Here is a 24,639-nt window from a genome sequence, read left to right on the forward strand (position 1 = left end):
ATCTTTGCTTTATAATTGCAGTAGCTGCCGGATACGGGCAGCAAAAACAATAAGATCGGTTTATGAAAAAATTATTCTTGCTGGATGGCATGGCCCTTATTTACCGGGCGCATTTTGCTTTAAGTAAAACTCCCCGCTTTACTTCGGGCGGGTTAAATACATCGGCTGTAATGGGCTTTACCAATACCCTGCTGGATGTACTGAAAAAAGAGAAGCCAACCCACATGGCCGTGGTTTTTGATACCGAAGCCCCAACCGAACGCCATATCGAGTTTGAAAGTTACAAGGCCCAGCGCGAATCTATGCCCGAAGACCTGGCCAAGGCGCTGCCCTATATATTTAAAGTGGTGCTGGGCTTTAATATCCCATTGATCACATCCGACGGTTACGAAGCCGACGACATCATTGGTACCCTGGCCAAAAAGGCCGAGCAAAAGGGCTACCAGGTTTATTGTATGACCCCCGATAAGGATTTTGCCCAGCTGGTGTCCGACAATATCTTTATCTACAAGCCTGCCCGCATGGGTAACGATATGGAGATATTGGGTGTAAAGGAAGTGCTGGAGAAATGGGAGATTGAAAAGGTAGAACAGGTAATAGATATTTTGGGCCTTTGGGGCGATGCGGTAGATAATATCCCCGGCATCCCCGGTATTGGCGAGAAAACAGCCAAGGCGCTCATTAAGCAATATGGCTCGATGGAAAACATCATTGCCAACAGCCACGAGCTAAAAGGCAAGCAGCGCGAAAATGTAGAGAACTTTGCAGAGCAAGGCCTGCTCTCCAAACGTTTAGCCACCATTAACCTGAACGTGCCCGTTGAACTGGATGAGGCCGGGTTGGAAATGTGCGCCCCAAGCAAAGATCTGTTAGAGCCGCTTTTTGCCGAGCTGGAATTCCGTACGCTGGGCCGCCGTGTTTTTGGTGATGATTTTAGCATTACCGAAACCCGGATGGTGGGTATGCAAACCGATTTGTTTGGCGCCCCTGTAGCCGAAGGCCGCACCACCATGACGGTGGAGCTGACCGATATTGCCGAAAGCCCTACCCATGCCGCTAAAAACATTAACAATGTGGAGCACGAATATCATTTAGTGAACACCCCGGCCGAACGCGCCGAACTGATTACGATGCTTGCTCAACAAACACATATTTGTTTTGATACCGAAACTACCGGTACCGATGCCAATAATTGCGAGTTGGTGGGCTTGTCGTTCGCTATTAAACCCGGGCAGGGCTGGTACGTACCGGTTCCTGTTGATCAGCCGGAGACGCAAAACATTGTGAACGAGTTTAAGGCCGTGCTGGAAAACCCGGCCATTGCCAAAACCGGGCAAAATATCAAATACGATATCATGATCCTGAAATGGTACGGCGTGGAGGTAAAAGGCGACCTGTTTGATACCATGATGGCGCACTATATCATTGATCCGGATACGCGGCATAATATGGATATCCTGTCGGAAAATTACCTGGGTTACAAACCGGTTTCCATTACCGAGCTCATTGGTCCCAAGGGCAAAAATCAGGGCACCATGCGCGATGTGGAACTGGAAAAGATCAAAGAATATGCTGCCGAGGATGCCGATATTACCCTGCAGTTGAAAAGTATTTTTGAAAGCAAACTAAAAGAAGCCGAGGCCGAAAAGCTGATCCACGAGATTGAACATCCGCTGATATATGTTTTAGCCGATATGGAATACGAGGGTGTGCGGATAGATCAAAACGCGCTGAAAGATTTCTCAAAAACGCTGGAAACCGACATTATTGTGCTGGAAAAAACTGTTTACGAGAAAGCCGGTGTGCGGTTCAATATCGCATCGCCAAAACAACTGGGCGAGGTATTGTTTGAGAAGCTGATGCTGGATCCAAAAGCTAAAAAAACCAAGACCGGCCAATACCAAACCGGTGAGGATGTGTTGCTGGCCCTGGCCAACAAAAGCGATATTGTGCGCGATATCCTGGATTTCCGCCAGTTGCAAAAACTCAAATCAACCTATGTGGATGCGCTGCCGCTGATGATCAATAAAAAAACCGGGCGGGTGCATACTTCCTATAACCAGGCGGTGGCAGCAACCGGGCGCTTAAGCTCCAATAACCCCAACCTGCAAAATATCCCTATCCGTACCGAACGCGGCCGTGAGGTGCGCAAAGCCTTTATTCCGCGCGATGAGAACCACATCCTGGTATCTGCGGATTACTCGCAAATAGAGCTGCGCATTATCGCCGAGATCAGTAAAGATGTGAACATGCGCAAGGCATTTATTGATAACCTGGACATTCACACCGCAACTGCCGCCAACGTATACGGCGTACCGTTGGATCAGGTGGACGGCACCATGCGCCGTAATGCCAAAGCGGTTAACTTCGGGATCATCTACGGGCAATCAGCTTTTGGCCTGTCGCAAAGTTTGGGGATCCCCCGCAAGGAGGCTGCCGATATTATTGAGCAATACTTCGCGCAGTTCCCCGGTATTAAAAACTACATGGCCGATACCATGAATTTTGCCCGCGAGAACGGCTACGTATGTACCCTGATGGGCCGCCGCCGCTATTTGCGCGATATTAACTCGGCCAACCAAACCGTGCGAGGTTTTGCCGAACGAAATGCCATTAACGCCCCCATACAGGGTTCGGCCGCGGATATGATCAAGATAGCCATGATCAATATCCACCGCGAACTGAAAGCCCAAAACATGGATGCCCGCATGACCATGCAGGTGCATGATGAGTTGGTTTTTGACGTACCGCATCACGAGGTAGAAAAGATTAAACCCATTATTGAACACCACATGAAAAACGCCATTAAAACCGAAGTGCCGATTATGGTAGAAATTGGTACAGGCGTAAACTGGCTGGAAGCGCATTAACCCCCCCGGCCCCCTAAAGGGGGAGCTAATGTTCAACCGCCGCTGGCGCAAGTTTAAGGGCGGGAATGTGCGCTAGGTTAACTTGTGCCCGGGAATGCCTGAAGTCTGAGACTTCCGGCAATGTTACCACGGTTACACAATGCTAAACCTGCGGTAGCCATGCCTTTACTGCTTCTTATTTATTTCATGATAGACGGAATCACAGCGTTTTAAGTAATCCTTTATCGGGTTTAACCCTACCGATAACCGTCTTTTATCAAGGTTAAGGGTATCTATGCAAGGCTTTATGGTAGTGCCCTTTTCGCTCATGTTAATTTGGGTGCCGTAAACTTGCTGGTGGCCTTCGTTCAGGGCAATCCGGTCTATCAGGTAGGCATAATCCTGGCCCGAAGCGTTATGTTTATCCAGTTGTACTTTCATTAATATTAGGGCGCGTTTTTGAAAGGGCAGATCAAAGTCGCTGTGCTGCACCAGCATCCAGTAATTGTGCGAACTTTCCTTGCCTACCAGATCATATCCCGGGAAACCATATTGGTCTATAATACTTTTCACCAGCGGGAAATTACGGCGGATCACCAATTGAAATTCGGCCGCGGCCCGGTCTGCCGGTTTCATGCTTACCGGTTTTTGGTCTTCGTCGCGCAGACTATCGATTTGTTTGGATAGCGTTTGATTGATCTTTTTTTGACCAAATGAGGTGAATGAGAGTACGATGAGGGAGAAGAATAATATTAGTTTGTTCATGCTTTTGTTTTTAAGTTGATACAAAACAAGCATACAGCAAGCCGACAAAATTGTACTTTTCGGCCAGCTTACTTTTTTACAAATTGGAAGATCAGTTGGTCGTCGCCTAATTTCTCTACCGCGTTAAAAAATGCTTTGGGGTTGCTGCCGGTTAGTTTCTTATACATCTTAATAAAGTACGACTGATCGTAAAAATTACTGTTATAGCCTATCTCGGTCAGCCTTTTAAACTGGTTGACCAGCAGCTTATCGTTCAGCGACCGCCTGAACTGGGCAATGCGCCGGTACTCCACAGGCGAAACGCCAAGCGCTTCCTTAAAATAACGGTTAAACGTACGTATCGATACCGCCAGCTGTTGGGCAATGGCGTCAACAGACCAGTTTTGCTCAAAATTGCAAAGCAGCGCTACCGCCTGCTCCAGGTCGGCCAGGTTAACCGGGTTTAGCTTTTGAAGCAGGAAATGGTCCAGGATCTCCTTTTTGCGGTTAATATCATCGGTGGCAAAAAGGTCGACGATAAACGGGGCAAATAGTAGGTCGCTGTCCCACTCCCTGAACCGTTTATCATCATAACCCATTACCCCCGCCAAAGGCTGACTGATAAAATGGTTAATGCCAAAATCCTTAAACAAAATGGTAGCCCGGTTTATCCGGCCTGAAATATCCACCATCAGTGGGGCTTGTTGCTTCTTTTGGATAAATGTGCTGTAATTGGGGATAGCGCTTTCGGTCACCTTAAAGTGCAGTGGGGTAGCCTCAAAAGCACTGTCTTTATAAATATTCAGCGCGTTATACGTATGCGGGAAGGAATAATGCCTGCTGACAAAGCCGGAATCATCGCTCTTAATAAAATAATAGCAGGCTATATATTGCTTTAGCGCATCGCACGGTTCAATCGACAGGAAGGGGCCTTTCATCAAATCAAAAGACGTTAAAATTTCTGAAATGTTGTGCTGGGTGAGCAAAGCCGTCCTGTTTTCAGGGATGGCCACGCTGTTATGGCGTAGATATGATCATAGAAAAGGCCCCTGATCAATATCAGAGGCCTTTAAAAAATATCAGATCGAAAGTCTTCTTACAAGCCCGAATCCTTAGTTACTTCTACTGCATCCTGTACAGACTGTGGCAGGGCCGAAAGCAGGTTATAACCTGTAGCCTGCTCAATACTGCGCACGGTTACAATGTATTTGGTCCAGTCGGAGTTGATGGTGTTGATGTTTGGCGTATTTACCGCTATGATGCGGGTAGTAGCGCTTACACGGTTGATATCGGTATTGCCAACCGGGATAATTACCGCCACCTTCCACACATTGGATGGAACGGTGATATGCCCGCTGTTAATCGTAGTGGCTGTACCATTGCTGCCTGTGCCGCCACTACCGTAGCTGCCCATAATAACATAAACCTCGAAACCCTGCAGCGTTTGCAGGCGCAGGTACGATTCTAAGTTATTCCAGGTTTGCTGGTTGTTTTGCGGGGCTTGCGGAATCATATTGGTCATCAGGAAAGTAGCGCCATTAGCCGCGACAGAGCTTGTCCTGTCGGCCGACGGGCAATTGTGCCCCCTGTCAAAACCCGAACCCGAATAGCTATTGCTTTGCACCGCGTAAAAGCCGGTTGGTAAACCGCTCCAGGCGGCAAAGTTATCCAGGCGGCCGGTTGCGTTGGTGGTATTGCTTGGGTCCAGGTGCCAGCTTACCCAGTTAGGTTCGCCCCGGGTAGCGTTGTATGATTCTACATAGTATCCCTGATCGATCAGGTAATTATCGCCCATAACCAGCGTAGTCTGTGCCCCCGACGGGTTCCCGAAAAGCATATTGCTGTTATCGCCGGTTGCGGGTGGGGCATCCGCGCCAATCACTACAGGCCTTGAGCCTGCGGGGGTGCCGCCGCCGGTATCGGTATCGCCGCCGGTATCAGGCGTGCCAACAATAAAGCCCGGGTCGCCGGTGCCGGTAAATACCACGTCATCAATATTAACGCGGGTAGTACCGGTTGATTTTAAGATCCGGAAACGCACCTTAGTGGTGGCGGTCACCTGGAATGAATCGGCCACCAGCGTGGTTGATGTTTCGTTAATGGCGCTGCCTAATGCCGTAAAGGTAGTACCGCCATCGGCCGACATTTGCAACTGCCAGGTAGAGGTTGCATCCGTGCCATATTTGGCGTGATAGATCTTGATCTGTTTAATACCGCTGATATCAAATTTCATGGTGATGCTGCCGGTGCGTAATCTGACTGATTTGGTGCCGTTTTTAACATCAGGGGCAGTGCTGCCTACCAGGGCATCGTTAAAATCCCATATGCCGGTGGCTAAATTAATATCGCCATCGGCATAAGCTGCTTTAACACCGCTTTCAAAATCTTCGGTTATTTTGTAAGATTTTGGTACAACCGGTGTGTGTGTAGTATCGACTGGGTTTGGAATTCCGTTGTCGCTTTTACGGCAACTTGCTGCAATTAAAACAATTAGGACGGCGGGGTAAATGAGTAGTTTGTTTAATTTCATAAATATGGGTAAAGTGTATCCGGTTACAAATTTGTGGTTTTAATATTAACTTACAATTAACAAAATGCGTTTTAGCAAAAAATAATGCAACAAAATTGTAAATATAACTTATCCTATTACGAAACTTTGGCTCATAAGGTTACGCTTTGCAACAATAACAGGCAGGTTTTTGTACTTTTGCGCAATGGATATGTTTGATAATAAAGGAACAACAGGGATTGAGCATTTAGGCGAATTTGGCCTGATAGATCATCTGACAAAAAATATAGAAATAAAACAAGCCGGCACCCTGAAAGGTATTGGCGATGACGCCGCGGTGCTTGATTTCAGCGGCAAAAAAGTACTGGTATCTACCGATATTTTGCTGGAAGGCATCCACTTCGATCTGGCTTATACCCCTTTCAAGCATTTGGGTTACAAAGCTATACAGGTTAACCTGAGTGATATCTATGCCATGAACGGCACGCCAAGCCAGGTTACGGTAACGATAGGCGTATCCAGCAAATTCCCGCTGGAGGCTGTTGAAGAATTATACCAGGGTATTTACCTGGCATGCGATAAGTACAATGTAGATCTGATAGGCGGCGATACATCGGCATCAAAACAAGGCTTAATTATCAGCGTAACCGTTTTAGGCTATGCCGATGAAAAAGATATCGTTTACCGCAACACCGCGCAGGAAGGCGATTTAATTTGCGTATCCGGCGATTTGGGCGGGGCTTATACCGGCCTGCAGCTGTTAGAGCGCGAGAAACTGGTTTACCTGGAAAACCCGCAAATACAACCCGACCTGGAAGGTAAGGACTATATTATTGAGCGCCAGCTAAAGCCGGAAGCGCGCAAAGATATCATCGACCTGTTGAAGGCCTGGGAAGTAGTGCCAACCGCTATGATAGATATATCCGACGGCCTGGCATCAGAGTTATTACATATTTGTACCCAAAGTAATAAAGGCTGTAATTTATACGAAGAAAAGATCCCGATAGATCCCATGACCTATGATACGGCCCGTGAGTTTAACCTCGACCCTACCGTATGCGCGCTAAGCGGCGGCGAGGATTACGAACTGCTGTTCACCATTAAACAAACGGATTACGATAAGATCAAAAACCACCCAGATATCAGTATCATCGGCCATATCACCGAAGCATCCGCCGGGCGTAACCTGATAACCAAAACAGGTATCGTACACGAATTAAAAGCACAGGGATGGAACGCGTTTAAAAATAAATAGGTGGATCTATTAAGCGCGGAGACCCGTGCGATTCTCCCTCTTGAAAGCTGCTATGTACCCATATCTTTTTCATGCCCCTGTAGGGGGCTACCTGTTTGTAGTAAGTAAAAAAGAGCGAAAATGCCTCGGAGAGGCTACCCGATATCGAAATGTATGATTCGATTTGCAATTGAGGGCAGCACCTACGGAGCTGTGACGTTGTCTTCGATCAAATGCTACAAACAGGTAGCCCCTCCGGGGCACCAAAAGCAAACGCGCTGCCGAGTTAATTTAATTGTAATGATTTTGATGATAATTAATCACATCATTAAAACTTAATGCTTTTTTGTAACTTTATCTTTCAGGATAAAGGCATTGAGCATGAAAAAGATAGCAAAGGTAAAAAGCAGCTATAAAGCGATTGGATTTTCGGGCGGGGTAATTGGTTTAGCCCTGCTGGTGTGGAGTTTTAATGACGATCTGTTCCAGGTTTCTAAAAACCTGGATGTATTTGCCTCGTTGTACAAAGAGGTAAATATTAATTATGTTGATGATATCAATTCGGCAAAAATGCTGAAGAATGGCGTAGATGCCATGCTGGATAACCTGGATCCCTATACCGAGTTTGTCCCCGAATCGGAAATTGAAGACTATAAGCTGCGTTATGTAAGCACCCAGTATGGTGGTATTGGCGCCGGTATTTTTGTGCGCGATAATAAAGTATTGGTATCCGAAGTATTTGAAGGTTTCCCGGCCCAAAAAGCCGATATCCGCCCCGGCGACCAGATCCTGAAAATTAACGACATCGATCTTAACGGTAAAAATAACGATCAGGTAAGCCTGTTGTTAAAAGGCGCTAAAGGCGCCGCCATTAAAGTATTATTAAAGCGCGATGCCGCCACCCCGCCGGTTGAAAAGAACCTGGTGCGCGAAGAAATTAAACAACCCAACGTAACCTATTCGGGTATGGTTGATGGCAATATGGGGTATATCAAACTGGATAAATTCCTGGAAAACTCGGCCGATGAAGTGACCGGCGCATTGATATCCCTGAAAAAGAATAACCCCAACGGTATTATCCTCGACCTGCGATCAAACGGTGGCGGTATTTTGCAGGAGGCTGTAAAAATTGTGAACCTTTTTGTGGCCAGGGATGTGGAAGTGGTATCGCAAAAAGGAAAAGTAAAGGAGAAAAATTACAGCTATCGCACTGTTAGCGAACCGCTGGAACCCAATTTGCCGCTGGTAGTATTGGTTAACGGGCACTCGGCCTCGGCATCAGAAATTGTGGCCGGCGCATTGCAGGACCTGGACCGCGCCGTTATTATCGGTCAGCGCAGTTATGGCAAAGGCCTGGTACAGCAAACGTTTAACCTGCCTTATAATAGCCTGGTAAAGATCACTATCGCCAAGTACTTTATCCCATCGGGCCGTTGTGTGCAGGAAATTGATTATGCCCACCGTAAAGATGATGGCAGCCTGTCTAAAATTGCCGATTCGCTGATGCATGAGTTTAAAACCAGGGATGGCCGGTCTGTTTATGATGGCAGCGGTGTTTACCCCGACCTGTTTATCAAACAGGAGAAATTTGCCGATATTACCCAAACACTGGTTGGCAAAATGCTGATATTTGATTATGCCAATAAGTACCGCAACAGCCATCCGCAAATTGCAGATGTAAAATCATTTAGTTTAAGCGATGCCGATTATGCCGATTTTGTAAAATACCTGGCAGATAAAAATTACACCTACAGCACCACTACCGAAAAAGTATTGGCCAGCCTGAAAACCGAGGCCACCAAAGACAAGCAATTTGCCGAGGTACAAACCGAATATGATGCCCTGAAAACCAAATTAATGGCCAGCAAAAAGAACGACCTGCAACAGCATAAGGAAGAAATAAGGCAGGTGCTGGAGAACGAAATTGTAGCCCGCTACTATTTTGAAAAAGGCCGTTACCAGGTAAACTTTAAATACGATAAGGAACTGGCCACCGCCGTAAAAACCATGCAGGACAAAAACCAGGTAGCCGCCATACTAAAAGGCGATGGCGCTTATAAGGTAATTGGCAAGCCTGTTTTGGCCATGGCGGGTAAGAAGGCGGAGACTAACGAAAATTAATCTTAACAATAACAATGTTATCAGATATCATTGGCAAGTTGGCTGATAAAGAGAATTTTTTTACAATCACTATCTAAAGAAAAAGATTTCTCTTTACCAGCCATTACCTTCCTGGTCTGTCAGTAAAAATGACAGCTAAAAACTTGCGCATTATACTAATACCGCACCGCCATCAACCACTACCACCTGCCCGGTGCTAAATGTTTGCTTCATCAAGTATAAATAACTCTGCGCTATTTCATCGGCTGCGCCTACATGTTTAACCGGCAGCGAATTAGCAACCGAAGCATACATTGCTTCGCGTTCGGTTTCAGGGAAGCCATCCCAAAGCGGCGTGCGAACGAAACCCGGGGATACCAGGTTTACCCGCACGGGCGCTAATTCAATAGCCATAGCACGCATAAATCCCTCCATAGCGGCGCACATACTGGCACCCATGCCCCAGCCAGCTTGCGGCCGCACGCTGGCTATGCCGCTTGTTAATGTAATTGATCCGTTAGTATTAATATGGGGTGCAGCATATTTAACCGCAGTAACAGCGCCCCAATAACGCAGGGTAAAGTAATGTCGGGCATCATCCATCAAAGTGTCTTTCAACACCCCTAACTTAATGTTTTCGCCTGCTGTATATACTAAGTGATCAATTTTCCCCGTTTTTTCAAAAAGCGCCTTAATCGCTGCTTCGCTGGTTAAGTCTGTGGCATAACCTTCGCTGTTTGCCGGTAACTGACTAAGCGCATCTTTAATGCGCTGCTGGTTGCTGGATACAATGATCACTTTCGCGCCTTCATTTGTGGCTGCTTTGGCCGTAGCCAGCCCAATCCCCGAACTACCACCTAATATGATAACCCGTTTATTAATCAATAATCCGTTGGTTGTTTGGTCTTTCATTTTGATATTGTTTGTGCCAGCAAAGTTCGGCACACGAAAACCGGCGGCAATTACCAAATGGTAAAAAATCAAGATCAGCGGATATTTTTACGGATGCGGCTCAATGATTGGGGCGTAATACTAAGGTATGATGCAATATCATTCAGCGATATACGGGCAGCAATATCCGGCTGCTGTATGAGGAATAGTTTGTATTGAGTGGTGGCATCATGCCCTAAATAAGTATTACGGATGCGGATCTTATCCAATAAAGCTTGCTGAATAATCTGATCCATCAGTTCTTTTAAGTAAGGTACCTGCTCATATAATTTCAGAAGTCGGTTACGCGTAGCTACTAAAATTTCTGCGTCACAAGCCGCCTGAATGATCTCTTCGGCCGGTTCCTGTTTATTAAAACTGTTTAGTATAGTACAAAATTGGTTTTCTTTTAAAAAGTAGTGCGTTACCGGCCTGCCATCTTCGGTATTCACCATAATACGTAGTATTCCACGGCAGATAAAATAGCGCTCGCGGCATATACCACCGTTAAAAAGTGTATCGCCTTCTTTTACTATCCTTGGAGTAAAAGCTGCAGCAATTAATTGTTGATCGGGTTCGGGTATTGGCTTAAATAGTTGCAGATAATCAATTAACGTTTGATCCATTGTATTACATTACCTTGTTTTTTATAAAGTAAACTAAATTTTTGAATACATAATACAGCCAACTTCAAGCTTTTTGAGATTAAGTAATGTGAATTTGACGTTTGTAACCAAACCTATACAATAGATCTTCTAAACCTTTTGCAGGGTTTGATTGTCATACCTTCAAATAAATTCAAAACTATGAAAAAGTTAATTTTAGGGGCCGCTTTACTTTTAAGCAGCTTCGCCTTTAAGGCCGATGCCCAGTTAAAGGTCAATTTTAATTTAAATATTGGCAGCCAGCCCGAATGGGGCCCAACCGGTTACGACCACGTAGAATATTACTATATGCCTGATATTGATGCCTATTATTATGTTCCGGGCCATCAGTATGTGTACCTGCAAAATAACGCCTGGATACGTACTACTAACTTACCAAGCCGTTACCGCAACTTTGATGTGTATAACAGTTACAAAGTAGTAGTTAACCAGCCCGAGCCATGGCGTAACCAGGCAGCTATCCGTGCCAAATATGCCCGTTATAAAGGTAAAAGGGGACAAACCATCATCCGTGATAGCCGCGACAACAAATACCGCAACCATTGGAAGGGTGATAACCGTGGCCGTAACGACAATGACCACGGCAAAGGTAATGGCCGCCCAAACAGGGGACACGGACATAACTAATTGTTGAGCATATAATAAAAAGCCGCCTCGTAGGTATATGAGGCGGCTTTTTTGTTGGAATTGAGTTTAGATGTATATTTTCTACAACTGTATTTGGCCTGATAAAATTTCACTGGTTCAACCGGAGTTTTGCACCATCCGGCTTCCTATTTGCCCGTTTTGGTTTAAAAACGTAATTAACCTGCTATCTATTAGGTAACTTTATCTTTATGGACGAAAATTTACCCGTAAAACGTTTAAATCGCCTCAGCTGGTTACTGTCAATCATTATTGGCATTATCTTTTATATCATTATTTCGCACGATGGGTCTCAAAAGCATATCTATGTTTATACGCTGTTCACGGTTTTGGGTATCGTATCGGTGGGTTATGCCGATGTTGGCTTTATGATTCTTTTAGCAAAAAAGTTCAATTTCAGATCAAAGCAGTTTACGCTATACCGGCGTCTGTTAACTTACCCTGTCAGCATAATGATCTACCTGGTGTTGTGGCCAATTTTTGCCCGCCTGGCCGGCTCGGCATGGTCGTTTAAGGATGTTGGTTTATTTTTTGCCTTCGTCGGATCGGGCATCGTCATCAACACCATGATCATCATCCTGCACGATTCGGTTTTATTATACGAACATAAATTGTATAGCGAGCTGGAGCTTTCACGGTTAAAAGCAGCCAATGCCGAGGCTTCTAACATTCTTTTAAAGCAACAGATCCAGCCGCATTTTTTGTTTAACGCGCTGAATACGCTTAAGGCACTGTATCACAAAGACACGCAAACTGCCGATATTTACATTGTACACATGGCCAATTTTTTAAGGGCGTCTATTTTTCACCATGCGTCTAACGTATCAAAGCTGGAAGATGAGGTAAGGCTGTTATCTGATTACCTTGAGATGCAACGGATCAGGTTTGGTACAGCGTTGGTTTGCACCATCGCCCTGCCGGATATAACTTTAAAAAATTACTACCTGCCTTCATTTTCCCTGCAGCCGTTATTGGAGAACGCTATTAAGCATAACAATTTCACGCAGGAGGATCCACTGATCGTAAACATCAGCCAGGCGGCCGAATGGCTGGTTATCAGTAACAATATACAAAAGAAGAAAATGCAGGCCGCTTCAACCCATTATGGCTTGGCTAATCTGGCAGAAAGATACCGCCTATGGTCGGGGGACGACATTATGATTAAAGAAGATGAAAACTCTTTTTCGGTAAGTATTAAATTATTAAAAAATGAACATAGTAATTATTGAGGACGAAGCGATTGTTGCCGATGAGCTGGAGGCGGATATTAAAAAACTGATAGATGAGCCGGTAGAGATCGTCAAGCTTAAATCTGTAAAGGAAGCGATTGCCTACTTCAAAAAAGCCGATGCGCCCGATCTGATCTTCAGTGATATCCAGTTAGGGGACGGGCTCAGTTTTGAGATCTTTGTGGCCGAACCTGTTGCTGTGCCGGTTATTTTTTGTACCGCGTATGACGAGTACGCCTTAGATGCATTTAAAGCGAACGGGATAGATTATATCTTAAAGCCATTTACCCGGCAAACCCTGGATAGCGCGCTCCAAAAGTACAGGCAGCTTAAAAAGATATTCTCGGCCGATCAAACCCCGCAATATGACGCACTGATGCAAATGCTTACCGGCAGGGGTACCCAAACGGCAGCGTCGGTGCTGGTTTATCATCAGGATAAGATCATCCCTGTAAAAATGGAAGACATCGCATTATTTTACCTCGAAAACGAGATCACTCATCTGCTAACGTTTTCGGGTAAGTGCTATTTTCCCAATAAAAACCTGGACGAGCTGGAAAAGCTTTCGGGCAATATCTTTTTCAGGGCAAACAGGCAATCATTGATCTGCCGGAAGGCGATTATAGATGTATCCAGCTTTTTTTCCAGAAAACTGTCGTTAAATCTCAATATCCCCTTTAACGATAAAATTATTGTAAGTAAGGGGAAAGCCTCCCAGTTTTTGAACTGGCTGGCCAAGGGCTGATTACGCGGCTTACCCTACCTTTAAGTTAACCCATAAATAACCGCAATGAATTTCCTTGCATGTTCTTATTCATTGCCGTTGGCTTCAGCCAACGGATAACATGCGAGTAGTCCTGGCTTTAGCCAAACCTCTATCCTTACCTGGTGTTCAGTTTGGCTAAAGCCAATAGTTGATACCTGTTTATCCGTCCCATAAATGGGACGGCAATGAACAATAGATCATGTCTCGCCCTAAAGAAAGTTTACACTATTAATTATACATTTTTACGCTCCATCAGAACGTTTGATGCTATGAAACTTGCTCCAAAATACAAAGTAACCTGCTTTATTTTATAGGTTAACTTAAAACCCTACCACACCCTGCACAATAAACCTTTCAGATACTCTCCTTCGGGGAAGGACGACCTTACCGGGTGATCTTCGGGCTGGCAAAACTGGTGGATAAACTGCACCTGTTTGCCGGCATCAAGCGCGGCCCAGGCCAGCACCTGTTTAAAGGTTTCCATATCCATAGCGCCTGAGCAGGAATAGGTGGCCAACAATCCACCTTTATTTAGCAGCAACATGGCCAGGCGGTTCAAATCCTTATAAGCACGCAATGCCCTGTCGAGCGCCGAGCGCGAGGGCGCATATTTGGGTGGATCGAGAACGATCACATCAAACCGGGCATCCTCATCTCGGAACTTGCGCAACTGGTTATTTACGTCGGATTTGATGGCGGTATGCTTAGCAGCATCCAACTTATTTAATACAATATTTTCGTTCAAAGTCTCAATAGCCAATGCCGAGCTATCCACGCTGGTAACGGCCGTAGCCCCCTGTTTTAAACTGTTCAGCGTAAAGCCACCGGTATAGCAAAAACAATCCAGCACGGTTTTACCATCAACATAACCAGCCAGGATCCGGCGGTTATCCCGCTGATCGCAATAGAAGCCTGATTTTTGCCCTTCGGCTATGTTAATACCGTATTCAATGTCGTTCTCTTTCACCATTACTATATCAGGCGGCGGGTTTCCGGCCAATACACCAAAAGATTCGCCCAGGCCTTCATGGGCGCGGGATGAGGTATCGCTTTTATCAAAAATGCCTTCGGGTTTTAGCAGCTTTTGCAATTCGTCAATAATTACCGGCATCACCCGTTCCATGCCCGAAGTAAGGATCTGTACCGAAAGATAAGCGGCGTATTTATCAACGATCAGTCCCGGCAGGTAATCGGCCTCACTAAAAATGAGGCGGCAGGTATCGGTGCTTTTATCAGCCAATAAATGGGCACGGCTTTGTACGGCCTGTACCACGCGCGCACGGTACCAGTCGTCGTTGATGTCTGCCGTTTCATCCCATTCCAATAAACGTACCGCTACGCGCGATTGATCGTTATAAAAGCCGTAAGCTAAAAACACACCCTTGGCATCGGTAAGCCGCACCACATCGCCATTGGCTGGTTTGCCCTTTACCTTTTCTATCGCGCCCGAAAACACCCAGGGGTGGCGGTGTAAAACTGCTTTCTCCTTACCTTTCTTTAATAAAACATCAATCATAAGGGCAAAGGTAGGTTTTTGCGGCTTAAGCCAATTGTTTTTATCCTACGGGTAATAAAAAACAAAAGGTACTGCCCGCGCCTATCTGGCTTTTTACGCTGATTTTGCCCGATTGCGCCTCGATAAAATCCTTTGCTATGGCCAGACCAAGCCCCGTACCGGTTAGTCCGGCATTTACCCCCGGGACCTTAAAAAACCGGTCGAATATCCGGGATAGGTATTGTGGCTCTATCCCCGGGCCGTGGTCTTTCACTTCAAACCCAATGCTGCGCCCCGTTTGGTAAACACTTAATTCAACCGGAACATTTTCGGGACTGTATTTAATAGCGTTTGATAATAAGTTGATCAATACCCAGGTTGATTTATCCAGGTCGGCCAATACGTTGGGTAAATCCTCATCATAGCGGGTGCTGATGGTTACGTTACGCTGGTCGGCAATAAATTTCACGGCCTTAACGGCATATTCAACTATGTTTTGCGGGTGGGTGCTACCAAAATTAAGTTTAATATTACCCGTCTCGGCCTGGGCCAAATCCAGCAGTTCGCCGGTAATTTGCAGCAGGCGGCGCGTATCATCATTTATGTTTTCCAGTAATTGCCTTTGTTCGATATTGATATGCCCCACCCGTTCATCTTCCAGTAATTTCAAGCTCATTTTAATAGCCGATATCGGCGTTTTCAGTTCATGCGATATGGTGGCGATAAAGTTTGTTTTAGCATTATTTTTTAGCGTTATATCTTCCATGTCATCGGTAAGCTTATCAATGGGCGTAGCTATATAATCCGGGAAATTAACCATAAAGGTAAAGCCTATCATAAAACAACCCGCCCCTATCATGGATACGATGATGAGCGCGTGGTTAGCCGTATCATTAGCCGTTTTGCCTTTTTGCATAATGGCATTGCGGTTTAGCTGCATAATAGCATAAATAACGCGCCTCATTTTTAAACTTAAAGCCGATACTGTTACCACATCATTAGCGCCTTTATATTGTGTAAATAAAACCTGCAGTGAGTCAGTTAATTGCTTTTCGCCGTGTTCGGTAACATTATGTTGCTGGGCCGCTAAATCCTTACTAATGGTTTGGATAATCTGCTGCCTGGTTATTTGGGGATTATCTAAGGCCGAAGCAATATTTTCTACATAATTTAATGAGCTGTAATTATCCTTCAAAATAACTTTAGCTTCATCAGATAGTTTTTGCAGGTAGTAAACAGCGAAGCCCGAGCATAGCAGTGCCAGTAAAAAGAGAAAGGTAATCCCCACACGCAATTTATTTTTAATGCTCATGACTTGAAATATTTACAAGATCGATATTTATTGCTTCGGTTTTATAAAGCCGGGTCAACTCTTTTTAACGCGATATTAGTTACCGGCTTAACAACCAAAGGTATTTTTTCAACCCGGGTTTCGCTGGTATCCAATCCAAATGCTTTTGCTTCTGACTGCGCCAGTTTTTTAATGGCGAAGTAACTGCGTAAAATAAACCCTTCGGTAACGCTGAACAGGTTATTGTACGACAGGAATTTTTCCATAATGATAAACCTGAAATCGGCGGCTACGTTGTAATGCCGTAATGATGGGTAACGGCTGGTAATATCAACCTCGCCCCGGACAACCATGTCTTCCACTACCTTACGGAACAGCACATTAACTTTTGGCTGGATCCTGAAGCCCAGGCGAAACTCTACCCTGATCACTTTTCCTTCTTCAATAGGGTTAACGCTATACTCCATGGTGTATGGTTCGTCGGTACGTTCAATATGTACAAACCAATAAGTATCCGCACGCTTAGGCCTGCGGCTTAAGATTGAGTACAGGATCTTTTGTTCAATTTGCTTACTGTTATTTGCTTTGGTAAGATAGATTAAATGCGTTGAGTACTTGGGAATAGATACATCATTAGTCAGGGCATTTAATATGGGCAACTGATCTTTCAGATCTACAAAATGCAGGAACCGGTTATTGATCTTCCGTGCCCTGAACCAGATATACATGGTGAATATCAGCCCAACTTCAAATACCAGGAAGAACAGCCTTTTTACTATTTTAACCGCGTTGGCTACAAAGAACGAGCATTCTACAGTTAAAAAAATGCAAAGTAACAGCACTACAACCCAAAACGGCCAGTGCTTTACATAACGCATATAGTACGACATCAGGATAGTGGTCATCAGCATGGCGATGGTGATAGAGAAGCCGTAGGCCGCCGTCATGGCCACCGATGTGCGGAAATACAACGAAACCGCTATACAGCCAAAACACAATATCCAGTTAATGCTGGGGATATATATTTGCCCGCGGATGTTTGACGGATATTTAATGGTGATACGCGGCCAGAAATTCATGCTCACGGCCTCGCTGATGAGGGTAAATGAGCCGCTGATGAGCGCCTGGCTGGCTATAATGGTAGCTAAGGTGGCTATGACAATGCTGGGGATTAAAAAGAAATGCGGCACTATTTCAAAAAACGGGTTTACGCCGGTAAAATCTTTAGCGGCCGGCTGCATTAATACCCAGGCGCCCTGCCCCAGGTAGTTTAGCATTAAGGTGGTTTTAACAAACATCCAGCTTACCTGGATATTTTTACGCCCGCAATGGCCCAGGTCTGAATACAAGGCCTCGGCACCCGTAGTACATAAAAAAACCGCGCCTAACAGCCAAAACCCTTTTGGATGATCAACCAGTAGCCTGATACCATAATAAGGGTTTAAAGCCTTAAATATTTCGGGGTAATGCAGTATCTGTATAGTGCCTAAGGTGCCCAGCATAACAAACCAAATTAACATGACCGGGCCAAATGCCGAACCAATTACCTTAGTGCCAAACTGCTGAAATGCAAACAACAGTACCATAATGGTAATTACTATACCCAATACCAGGTGGTTGCCCGGTACAATAACGGTGGACAGGGCCGGTACCAGACTTAAACCTTCAATGGCCGATGTAACAGATATAGGCGGTGTAATGATACCATCGGCCAGTAAAGTACCGGCGCCGATAATGGCAGGTATGGCCAGCCATTTACCATAACGCCTAACCAGTGCATAAAGCGAAAAGATACCGCCTTCGCCCTTATTATCTGCCTGCAGCGTAATAAAGATGTACTTAAAGGTGGTTTGCAGGGTGAGTGTCCAGAAGATGCAGGAGATAGAGCCCAATACCAGCGCGGTATCTACTTTGCCCCCCTCTATCAGCAGGGTTTGAAAAACGTATAAAGGAGATGTGCCGATATCGCCGAAAATAATACCAAGGGTAACCAGCATCCCCGCAAGGGATAATTTTTTTAGATGGGTGTTCATGTTTTAGTACAAATGCTTATGATAAGCAAAGTGCATGGCAAGCCCAATGCCAGTATCTAAAAACCGCAAATAAGCGCATTGAGCGGCATATTTAATTTTTTAACCGGCGACAAACCATTTCAAAATGGTATGGTCCCTTTCAAAATGGGGCGGTAGAGACGAGTAGTTTACGGGGATCAGTTTAACTGGTATTCTTCTATTTTGCGGTATAGGGTTGTTAAACCGATGGCCAATAAGCGGGCCGCTTCTGTTTTATTACCATTTGTATACTGCAGGATTTTGCTAATGTGATGCTTTTCAACCGCGGCAAGGCTAAGCGATGCCGGTGAGTTGCCCGGTTCATCATAAAAATTAAGCGGGAGCAAATCCGGTGTCAGGGTATCGGTATCACAAATAATAACCGCTCGTTCAATCATATTTTTCAGTTCCCTGATATTGCCTTTCCAGTGATGTTTCTCTAAACAGGCTACAAACCCGGGGGCCATGCCCGAGATCTTTTGGTCAACTTTACGGGTATATTCGGCCAGGTAATGCTCGGCCAGTAAAGCAATATCCTCTTTCCGGTTGTTTAAGGATGGCAGCGTGATCTGGAAAACCGCCAGGCGGTAAAACAAGTCCTGCCTGAAGTTGCCTGCATCAATCTCTCCTTCCAGGTCCCTGTTGGTAGCTGCTATCATGCGCACATTAACCTTTGTGGTTTTGGTATCGCCTACTTTTATAAACTCGCCATGCTCAATTACCCTTAGTATTTTGGCTTGCAGGTCTATATTCATTTCGCCAATCTCATCTAAAAAAAGCGTGCCTTCGTTGGCTTCTTCAAACAATCCTTTTTTATCTTTTAATGCACCGGTAAACGCGCCCGCCTTATGGCCAAATAATTCGCTCTCCAGTAATTCTTTAGTAAATGAACTACAGTTAACTGCTACAAAATTTTTAGCCTTACGCGGGCTGTTGTAGTGTATAGCGTTTGCAAAAACCTCTTTCCCGGTACCGGTTTCGCCTAACAGCATCACGGTAGTATCGGTTACCGAGACTTTTTTGGCCAGGTCGATAGCGGCAAGTATAGGTTTTGATTGGCCGATGATACTTTCGAAGGTATACTGCTTTACTATTTTGTTTTGCAGCTCCAATACCCGCAATTGCAGCAATACCTTATCCATTGCCTTGCTTAGCATGGGCAATATTTTATCATTATCATCGCCTTTGGTGATGTAGTCAAAAGCGCCGTTTTTGATGGACAGTACACCGTCGGCTATGGTGCCAAAAGCGGTAAGGTTAATAATTTCGACGTATGGCTTTTTTGTTTTGATCAGCTTAACCAGTTCTATCCCGTTAATATCGGGGAGTTTAACATCACTGATCACTACATGGATATCTTCCTGCTCAACTATTTTTAAACCCTCTTTACCGGTGTATGCCTGAAAAACCTGATAGCCCTCTAAGCCAATAATGCGCGTTAGCAGGCCATTCAGTTTCCTTTCATCATCAATGATCAGTATATTATGTTGCATATCGGCAATTTGTAGTGTTTTGAAGAATACACCCAAACTTAGAAAAATTGTAAAACAATTACCTGCACCCGATAAATAATAGATCAGTGTTTGTTCTTATGAGCAGTTAATTGTAAAACCCGACTATGAAACCACACGCGGTTTCACCACTTTAGAGGCAATGAGTGCAAACAAACCCTGGAAAATGCCAAACACTACACCAAAGGGTAAAGCCATGCAAAGCATCATAACACGTGGGTGGGTACCGAAATAGGCTGAATTGCTCCCCATCAGCGCCATATCCGGATGATGCGCCGCCCAGCTGTTAAAAAAGAAAAAGTGTACTGCCGTTATCCAGATGCTGTTAAAAACACTCACCATCAGCCCGTGTAAAAAATATTTGCCCGTGCCTACTTTAGCAATTACATAAGCAACAAACACAAATATGAAGAGCCAGAAAACCCATTCAATTTTTTCAGGGATCAGCGAAACTGTGGCAAAAGCCATAATAAGCCCAAAAAGGGATAGTTGGATAATTAGTTTAAGGTTCATGATGATGATTGAGGTTAATACTTAAAGATAGGTATTAATATATCAACATACATGTAACACAATCGTTACTAATTACCGGTCGGTTGCCAGGCTTTCCTGATCGTAAAAGGGCTTGCGTTTAGTTAGCATCAAAACAATGCCGTTGGTAGCTTTTTCACTAAACATGCTTTTTGCCGCTTTATCCTTTAATATATTAAGGGGTTTAATGCCGCCAGCTTTAGCGACCGGCTGATTAATTTTAGCATCGGTTACCGGTGCAGTTTGGCTTTTAATGTGCGATACAAAACGGGCCTCCATGCTGCTGGTATCAGCAAGCCTTTCGTTAATAGCAGGTATTATAAATGTATTGGGTTGCATAGCGGCATCTTTACGGGTATCGGCAACCAGGTCATCCGTCAGCGAAAAACTGATAGGGGTAGTATAACGCTGCCTTACCGGTACGCCGTTTTGCATGGCCGGCACCCACCTGGGCGATTGTTTTACAACCCTTACGGCTTCATCGCTTAAACCACCGCCAGTTTCGCGCGCTACGCGGATATCAGATATGGAACCGTCTTTTTCAACGATAAAGTTTAACAACACCTTACCCTGGATCCTTTTTTCGCGGGCTTCCATAGGATAACGGATAGTTTTAGATAAATACCTGGAAAAAGCATCCATCCCGCCGGGGAACATAGCCGATTGCTCTACCGCGGTAAATACCTCGGTATCATTCACCGGTTTTGCCGGGGTATCCGATAAGGAGAAACTGATGGGCACGGTATACAATTGCCTCACATTGGCGCCGTTTTGGGTACCCGGCTCCCATTTTGGCATAGCCGATAGTACCCTTATCGCCTCTTCATCAGCGCCGCTGCCAATACCGCTCACTACTTTTAAGCCGCTGATACTGCCATCTTTTTCTACAATAAAACTGCAGAATACTTTACCCTGAACATTTTTTTGCCGTGCCTCTACCGGGTAGCGGATATTTTCGGATAAATAATCGCCAAAAGCCTGGATGCCGCCGGGAAATTCGGCGCCGCGTTCAATACGGGATACGATTTGCTTGCCGGATGCATCGGTTTGTGTGCCATCGGCAGTTACTGCTGCCATAGCGGCGCCTTGCTGGTGCTGTTTAATTACCGCCTCCAGATCTTCCTGATCGGCTTCGGATATCACACCTGTGCTAAAGGTTTGCGATGCGGGGGTTTTAAAAACATCAGATGCGGTTTGGTTTATAACCTGGATGGTTTTACTGTTGTTTACCGTGGCCGATGATAATACCAGCATCAAAGCAAACAATGGCGCCGACAGGCCGTACTTCATCAGCATGGCCCAGTGCGATTTATCTTTATGCAGCATTTGGATGCGCTGCTTTAACAAACTACTGTTAAAAAAAGGATTAACCAGGTGATAAGGCGGCGTAATAAAGGTTTGGCTAACCAGCAACATCGCATAATCGGCCTTGTTTAAGCCGGCTTTAAGGGCGTCCCGGTCGGCAATAAACTCGTGGATGTATTTTACAGCGTTGCGGTAAAGGTATACCACCGGGTTAAACCAGTTAAGGATCATGATGGTTTCCAGCAGCAGCACATCTGCCGAATGCCACTGGCGGGCATGCACCTGTTCGTGCGCGGTTATGGCATCGTTATCGGTATCCCGTTCTTCTATCCTGATGCGGTTAAAAAACGAATAGGATGTATCTGATTTAGGCTGACTGATGACATAATTGATAACAGCCAGCTGGTAAATAAATTTAACGGTTAATACCAGTATCCCGGTTACATAAATGCCTAATAAAATTTGACCTAAGGTAAGTTGTTGATGGTGTGTGGCGGCATTGGCGGTTACTTTAAAGCTATGCATTACGGTAGGGCCAACCTGGTAAATCGTTTCTTTTACCCGTTGGGTAATAAACAGGTTTTTTATCCAGCTCGACTGGATAATGGGGATAAAGAACGACAATAAGGCCGAGCTTACCAGGTAAACCCTGTTCAGGTTAAAAAAGGTTTCCTTACGCAAAAACAATGCGTAAAACAGGAAAAACAATGTGAGGTACACATTAGCCAGTAATAAATAATGCCACCAGGTCATAAATTATTTATTAATTCTCTTTAAGTCTTTCTATCAGTTTCATAATTTCATCAGCTTCTTTCAGGTCTATCTTTTCTTTTTGTACAAAGAAACTGAACATTCGTTTTACCGAATTGTCAAAATATCCGTTCAGCAGTTTATCGGTAGCAAAGTTTTGGTATTGCTCGCGGCTGATGATGGGATGGTATTGGTGGCTTTTGCCAAACGCGGTATGGTCTATAAACCCCTTAGTTTCCAATATCCGGATAATGGTGGATACCGTGTTGTAAGCAGGTTTAGGCTCCGGCAAAATATCGATCACATCTTTTACAAAACCCTTTTTCAGCTGCCAAAGTACCTGCATAATTTGTTCTTCGGCACGGGTTAATTCTTTAATTTCCATAATATCAGTAATTTAATTCCCCATATTGCACGGGGATTTCAGAATATTAAATAAACATAAAACTAATATCTTAGTTTCGCAAATTTATTTGCACATTTCAAACAATTTTGTCGTTCCAATTATTCCTTACCAACTATGCATATAACCTTTCATGGCGCTGCCCGCCACGTAACCGGCAGTAAACACTTATTACAGTTAAATAACGGCACTAATATTTTGCTGGATTGCGGCATGTTCCAGGGCATGGGCGAGCAAACCGGCGATATGAACGAGCATTTTGGGTTTAACCCCAAAAAGGTGAACCACCTGGTATTATCGCACGCGCATATCGATCATTGCGGCTTAATACCCCGCCTGGTAGCCGAAGGTTTTAGCGGCCCCATTTACTGCACCCCGGCAACGATGGACCTGGCCCGGATCCTGTTGCTTGATTCGGCTAAGATACAGGAGCAGGATACCAGTTTTACCAACAAGCACCGCGCTAAAAAAGGCCTCCCCCCGCTGGAAGTGTTGTATACCGAGGAAGATGCCATACGGGCTATGCGCCAGTTTAAAATAGTTGAATACCACGAAGAGTTTAGTATCACGCCCGATGTAAAGCTTTATTTTACCGATGCGGGCCACGTAGTAGGCAGCGCTGTAATGCACCTTACCGTAACCGAAGACGGCAAGGATACCCACATTACCTTTAGCGGCGATGTGGGCCGCTATGGCGATATGATATTGAAAAGCCCGCAGAATTTCCGCCAGTCGGATTATATCCTGCTGGAATCAACCTACGGCGATTCGCTGCATAAGGATATCGGGCCGATAGAGGACGCTTTGCTGGAGATCATCCGGCAAACGTGTATAATACGCAAGGGAAAAGTGATTATCCCGGCTTTCAGTGTTGGCCGCACGCAGGAAATTTTGTTTGCCCTGAACGCGCTGGAACAGAAAGGCGTTTTACCCGATGTGCCGTATTTTGTTGACAGCCCCCTATCAACCAAAGCTACCCAGGTGTTAAAAGACCATCCCGAAGTTTTTAACAGAAATGTAAATGAGGTTTTAAAAACAGATGCCGATCCTTTTTCATTTACGGGCCTGCGTTTTATCGAATCGACCGAGGAGTCGATCTCTTTAAATAACGACCCGCGCCCCTGTGTGATTATCTCCTCATCGGGCATGGCCGAGGCCGGGCGGGTAAAACACCATATCAAGAACAATATCGGTAAGCCCCAAAATACCATCCTGATGGTAGGGTACTGTGAGCCGGGCTCCTTAGGCGGCCACCTGATCAACGGCGATAAACAGGTATATATCTTTGGTGAAATGTATGATGTGGTAGCCGATGTGCAGTCCATCAGATCTATGAGTGCCCACGGCGATTACGAGGACCTGCTGCACTTCATCGCGGGCCAGGACCCGGATAAGGTAAAGAAGATATTTTTAGTACACGGCGAATATGAAGTGCAGCAGCATTTTGCCGCGAAGTTGAAGGAAAAGGGTTTCGAAAATGTGGAGATACCTTTTCAGCATCAGAAATGCCCCCTAACCCCCTAAAGGGGGAACCGGAACAGTGCATTTTTAGTTTCACGCCCCCCCTTTAGGGGGCGGGGGGTATAAAAAAATAGCCGCCCTACCATCCCGGTAAAGCGGCTTTCTACACC

At 45.2% G+C, this 24,639-nt stretch carries 19 protein-coding genes; 7 read left to right on the forward strand and 12 right to left on the reverse strand.

Features of this window, described 5'->3' with window-relative positions:
* The first annotated feature begins 62 nt into the window (after window positions 1-62).
* The gene (polA, locus tag AC07M6_RS04920; RefSeq protein WP_494887809.1) at window positions 63-2,870 is read left to right on the forward strand and encodes a DNA polymerase I; all 2,808 of its coding nucleotides are present in this window, start codon (window positions 63-65) and stop codon (window positions 2,868-2,870) included.
* Between the two features lie 165 nt (window positions 2,871-3,035).
* Here the strand turns inward: polA and AC07M6_RS04925 are convergent, their stop codons facing one another.
* From AC07M6_RS04925 to AC07M6_RS04935, 3 genes are all read right to left on the reverse strand, one after another.
* Window positions 3,036-3,614, reverse strand: a complete 579-nt coding sequence (locus AC07M6_RS04925; protein WP_494887810.1) for a DUF6624 domain-containing protein — start codon at window positions 3,612-3,614, stop codon at window positions 3,036-3,038.
* 68 nt (window positions 3,615-3,682) lie between these two features.
* Window positions 3,683-4,606, reverse strand: coding sequence for a helix-turn-helix domain-containing protein (locus AC07M6_RS04930; protein ID WP_494887811.1), 924 nt, complete (start codon window positions 4,604-4,606; stop codon window positions 3,683-3,685).
* An 83-nt stretch (window positions 4,607-4,689) separates the two neighbouring features.
* A complete protein-coding gene (locus AC07M6_RS04935) occupies window positions 4,690-6,123 on the reverse strand; it encodes a DNA/RNA non-specific endonuclease (RefSeq protein ID WP_494887812.1) in 1,434 nt (477 codons plus the stop codon).
* 190 nt (window positions 6,124-6,313) lie between these two features.
* Between AC07M6_RS04935 and thiL the strand changes: the two genes are divergently transcribed.
* Both thiL and AC07M6_RS04945 read left to right on the forward strand, forming a co-directional pair.
* A complete protein-coding gene (gene thiL / locus AC07M6_RS04940; RefSeq protein ID WP_494888447.1) occupies window positions 6,314-7,357 on the forward strand; it encodes a thiamine-phosphate kinase in 1,044 nt (347 codons plus the stop codon).
* Window positions 7,358-7,717: 360 nt separating this feature from the next.
* Window positions 7,718-9,457 carry a S41 family peptidase gene (locus tag AC07M6_RS04945; protein WP_494887813.1) on the forward strand — a complete coding sequence of 580 codons (1,740 nt, stop codon included), beginning with the start codon at window positions 7,718-7,720 and terminating at the stop codon, window positions 9,455-9,457.
* Between the two features lie 150 nt (window positions 9,458-9,607).
* Here AC07M6_RS04945 and AC07M6_RS04950 read toward each other — a convergent pair whose 3' ends face one another.
* The gene (locus tag AC07M6_RS04950) at window positions 9,608-10,348 is read right to left on the reverse strand and encodes an SDR family oxidoreductase (protein WP_494887814.1); all 741 of its coding nucleotides are present in this window, start codon (window positions 10,346-10,348) and stop codon (window positions 9,608-9,610) included.
* Window positions 10,349-10,422: 74 nt separating this feature from the next.
* Window positions 10,423-10,992: a Crp/Fnr family transcriptional regulator gene (locus tag AC07M6_RS04955; RefSeq protein ID WP_494887815.1), complete on the reverse strand. Its 570-nt coding sequence runs from the start codon at window positions 10,990-10,992 to the stop codon at window positions 10,423-10,425.
* Between the two features lie 180 nt (window positions 10,993-11,172).
* On the opposite strand from AC07M6_RS04955, the gene AC07M6_RS04960 reads away from it, so the two are divergent.
* The 3 genes from AC07M6_RS04960 to AC07M6_RS04970 all read left to right on the forward strand — a co-directional run bounded on the left by AC07M6_RS04960 (window position 11,173) and on the right by AC07M6_RS04970 (window position 13,650).
* A complete protein-coding gene (locus tag AC07M6_RS04960) occupies window positions 11,173-11,658 on the forward strand; it encodes a hypothetical protein (protein ID WP_494887816.1) in 486 nt (161 codons plus the stop codon).
* 209 nt (window positions 11,659-11,867) lie between these two features.
* The gene (locus AC07M6_RS04965; RefSeq protein ID WP_494887817.1) at window positions 11,868-12,905 is read left to right on the forward strand and encodes a sensor histidine kinase; all 1,038 of its coding nucleotides are present in this window, start codon (window positions 11,868-11,870) and stop codon (window positions 12,903-12,905) included.
* Window positions 12,886-13,650 carry a LytR/AlgR family response regulator transcription factor gene (locus tag AC07M6_RS04970; RefSeq protein WP_494887818.1) on the forward strand — a complete coding sequence of 255 codons (765 nt, stop codon included), beginning with the start codon at window positions 12,886-12,888 and terminating at the stop codon, window positions 13,648-13,650. Before AC07M6_RS04965 ends, AC07M6_RS04970 begins: the two co-directional genes overlap by 20 nt.
* Before the next feature lie 349 nt (window positions 13,651-13,999).
* On the opposite strand, the gene AC07M6_RS04975 is transcribed toward AC07M6_RS04970, so the two are convergent.
* The 7 genes from AC07M6_RS04975 to AC07M6_RS05005 form a co-directional block, all read right to left on the reverse strand.
* On the reverse strand, window positions 14,000-15,187 hold the full coding sequence (locus tag AC07M6_RS04975; protein ID WP_494887819.1) for a class I SAM-dependent rRNA methyltransferase: 1,188 nt from the start codon (window positions 15,185-15,187) through the stop codon (window positions 14,000-14,002).
* A 40-nt stretch (window positions 15,188-15,227) separates the two neighbouring features.
* Window positions 15,228-16,478 (reverse strand): sensor histidine kinase, encoded by a 1,251-nt coding sequence (locus AC07M6_RS04980; protein ID WP_494887820.1) that lies wholly within the window; start codon window positions 16,476-16,478, stop codon window positions 15,228-15,230.
* A 41-nt stretch (window positions 16,479-16,519) separates the two neighbouring features.
* Window positions 16,520-18,490 carry a KUP/HAK/KT family potassium transporter gene (locus AC07M6_RS04985; RefSeq protein WP_494887821.1) on the reverse strand — a complete coding sequence of 657 codons (1,971 nt, stop codon included), beginning with the start codon at window positions 18,488-18,490 and terminating at the stop codon, window positions 16,520-16,522.
* 176 nt (window positions 18,491-18,666) lie between these two features.
* The gene (locus AC07M6_RS04990) at window positions 18,667-20,001 is read right to left on the reverse strand and encodes a sigma-54-dependent transcriptional regulator (RefSeq protein WP_494887822.1); all 1,335 of its coding nucleotides are present in this window, start codon (window positions 19,999-20,001) and stop codon (window positions 18,667-18,669) included.
* Between the two features lie 123 nt (window positions 20,002-20,124).
* Complete coding sequence (locus AC07M6_RS04995) at window positions 20,125-20,532, reverse strand: hypothetical protein (protein WP_494887823.1); 408 nt, start codon at window positions 20,530-20,532, stop codon at window positions 20,125-20,127.
* Between the two features lie 72 nt (window positions 20,533-20,604).
* Window positions 20,605-22,608 carry a TonB family protein gene (locus AC07M6_RS05000; RefSeq protein WP_494887824.1) on the reverse strand — a complete coding sequence of 668 codons (2,004 nt, stop codon included), beginning with the start codon at window positions 22,606-22,608 and terminating at the stop codon, window positions 20,605-20,607.
* Window positions 22,609-22,618: 10 nt separating this feature from the next.
* Entirely contained in the window at window positions 22,619-22,990 is a 372-nt protein-coding gene (locus AC07M6_RS05005) for a BlaI/MecI/CopY family transcriptional regulator (protein ID WP_494887825.1), read from the reverse strand.
* A 135-nt stretch (window positions 22,991-23,125) separates the two neighbouring features.
* On the opposite strand from AC07M6_RS05005, the gene AC07M6_RS05010 reads away from it, so the two are divergent.
* Window positions 23,126-24,532 carry an MBL fold metallo-hydrolase RNA specificity domain-containing protein gene (locus AC07M6_RS05010; RefSeq protein WP_494887826.1) on the forward strand — a complete coding sequence of 469 codons (1,407 nt, stop codon included), beginning with the start codon at window positions 23,126-23,128 and terminating at the stop codon, window positions 24,530-24,532.
* Window positions 24,533-24,639 lie beyond the last annotated feature (107 nt).

Source organism: Mucilaginibacter sp. GW821-FHT07H05 (genome assembly GCF_059418485.1).

Bases quoted from the DNA above. Each gene is read 5' to 3' on its own strand.
- polA (WP_494887809.1), top strand. From the start codon at position 63: ATGAAAAAATTATTCTTGCTGGATGGCATGGCCCTTATTTACCGGGCG.
- AC07M6_RS04925 (WP_494887810.1), bottom strand. From the start codon at position 3,614: ATGAACAAACTAATATTATTCTTCTCCCTCATCGTACTCTCATTCACC.
- AC07M6_RS04935 (WP_494887812.1), bottom strand. From the start codon at position 6,123: ATGAAATTAAACAAACTACTCATTTACCCCGCCGTCCTAATTGTTTTA.
- thiL (WP_494888447.1), top strand. From the start codon at position 6,314: ATGTTTGATAATAAAGGAACAACAGGGATTGAGCATTTAGGCGAATTT.
- AC07M6_RS04945 (WP_494887813.1), top strand. From the start codon at position 7,718: ATGAAAAAGATAGCAAAGGTAAAAAGCAGCTATAAAGCGATTGGATTT.
- AC07M6_RS04950 (WP_494887814.1), bottom strand. From the start codon at position 10,348: ATGAAAGACCAAACAACCAACGGATTATTGATTAATAAACGGGTTATC.
- AC07M6_RS04955 (WP_494887815.1), bottom strand. From the start codon at position 10,992: ATGGATCAAACGTTAATTGATTATCTGCAACTATTTAAGCCAATACCC.
- AC07M6_RS04960 (WP_494887816.1), top strand. From the start codon at position 11,173: ATGAAAAAGTTAATTTTAGGGGCCGCTTTACTTTTAAGCAGCTTCGCC.
- AC07M6_RS04965 (WP_494887817.1), top strand. From the start codon at position 11,868: ATGGACGAAAATTTACCCGTAAAACGTTTAAATCGCCTCAGCTGGTTA.
- AC07M6_RS04970 (WP_494887818.1), top strand. From the start codon at position 12,886: ATGAACATAGTAATTATTGAGGACGAAGCGATTGTTGCCGATGAGCTG.
- AC07M6_RS04975 (WP_494887819.1), bottom strand. From the start codon at position 15,187: ATGATTGATGTTTTATTAAAGAAAGGTAAGGAGAAAGCAGTTTTACAC.
- AC07M6_RS04980 (WP_494887820.1), bottom strand. From the start codon at position 16,478: ATGAGCATTAAAAATAAATTGCGTGTGGGGATTACCTTTCTCTTTTTA.
- AC07M6_RS04985 (WP_494887821.1), bottom strand. From the start codon at position 18,490: ATGAACACCCATCTAAAAAAATTATCCCTTGCGGGGATGCTGGTTACC.
- AC07M6_RS04990 (WP_494887822.1), bottom strand. From the start codon at position 20,001: ATGCAACATAATATACTGATCATTGATGATGAAAGGAAACTGAATGGC.
- AC07M6_RS04995 (WP_494887823.1), bottom strand. From the start codon at position 20,532: ATGAACCTTAAACTAATTATCCAACTATCCCTTTTTGGGCTTATTATG.
- AC07M6_RS05000 (WP_494887824.1), bottom strand. From the start codon at position 22,608: ATGACCTGGTGGCATTATTTATTACTGGCTAATGTGTACCTCACATTG.
- AC07M6_RS05005 (WP_494887825.1), bottom strand. From the start codon at position 22,990: ATGGAAATTAAAGAATTAACCCGTGCCGAAGAACAAATTATGCAGGTA.
- AC07M6_RS05010 (WP_494887826.1), top strand. From the start codon at position 23,126: ATGCATATAACCTTTCATGGCGCTGCCCGCCACGTAACCGGCAGTAAA.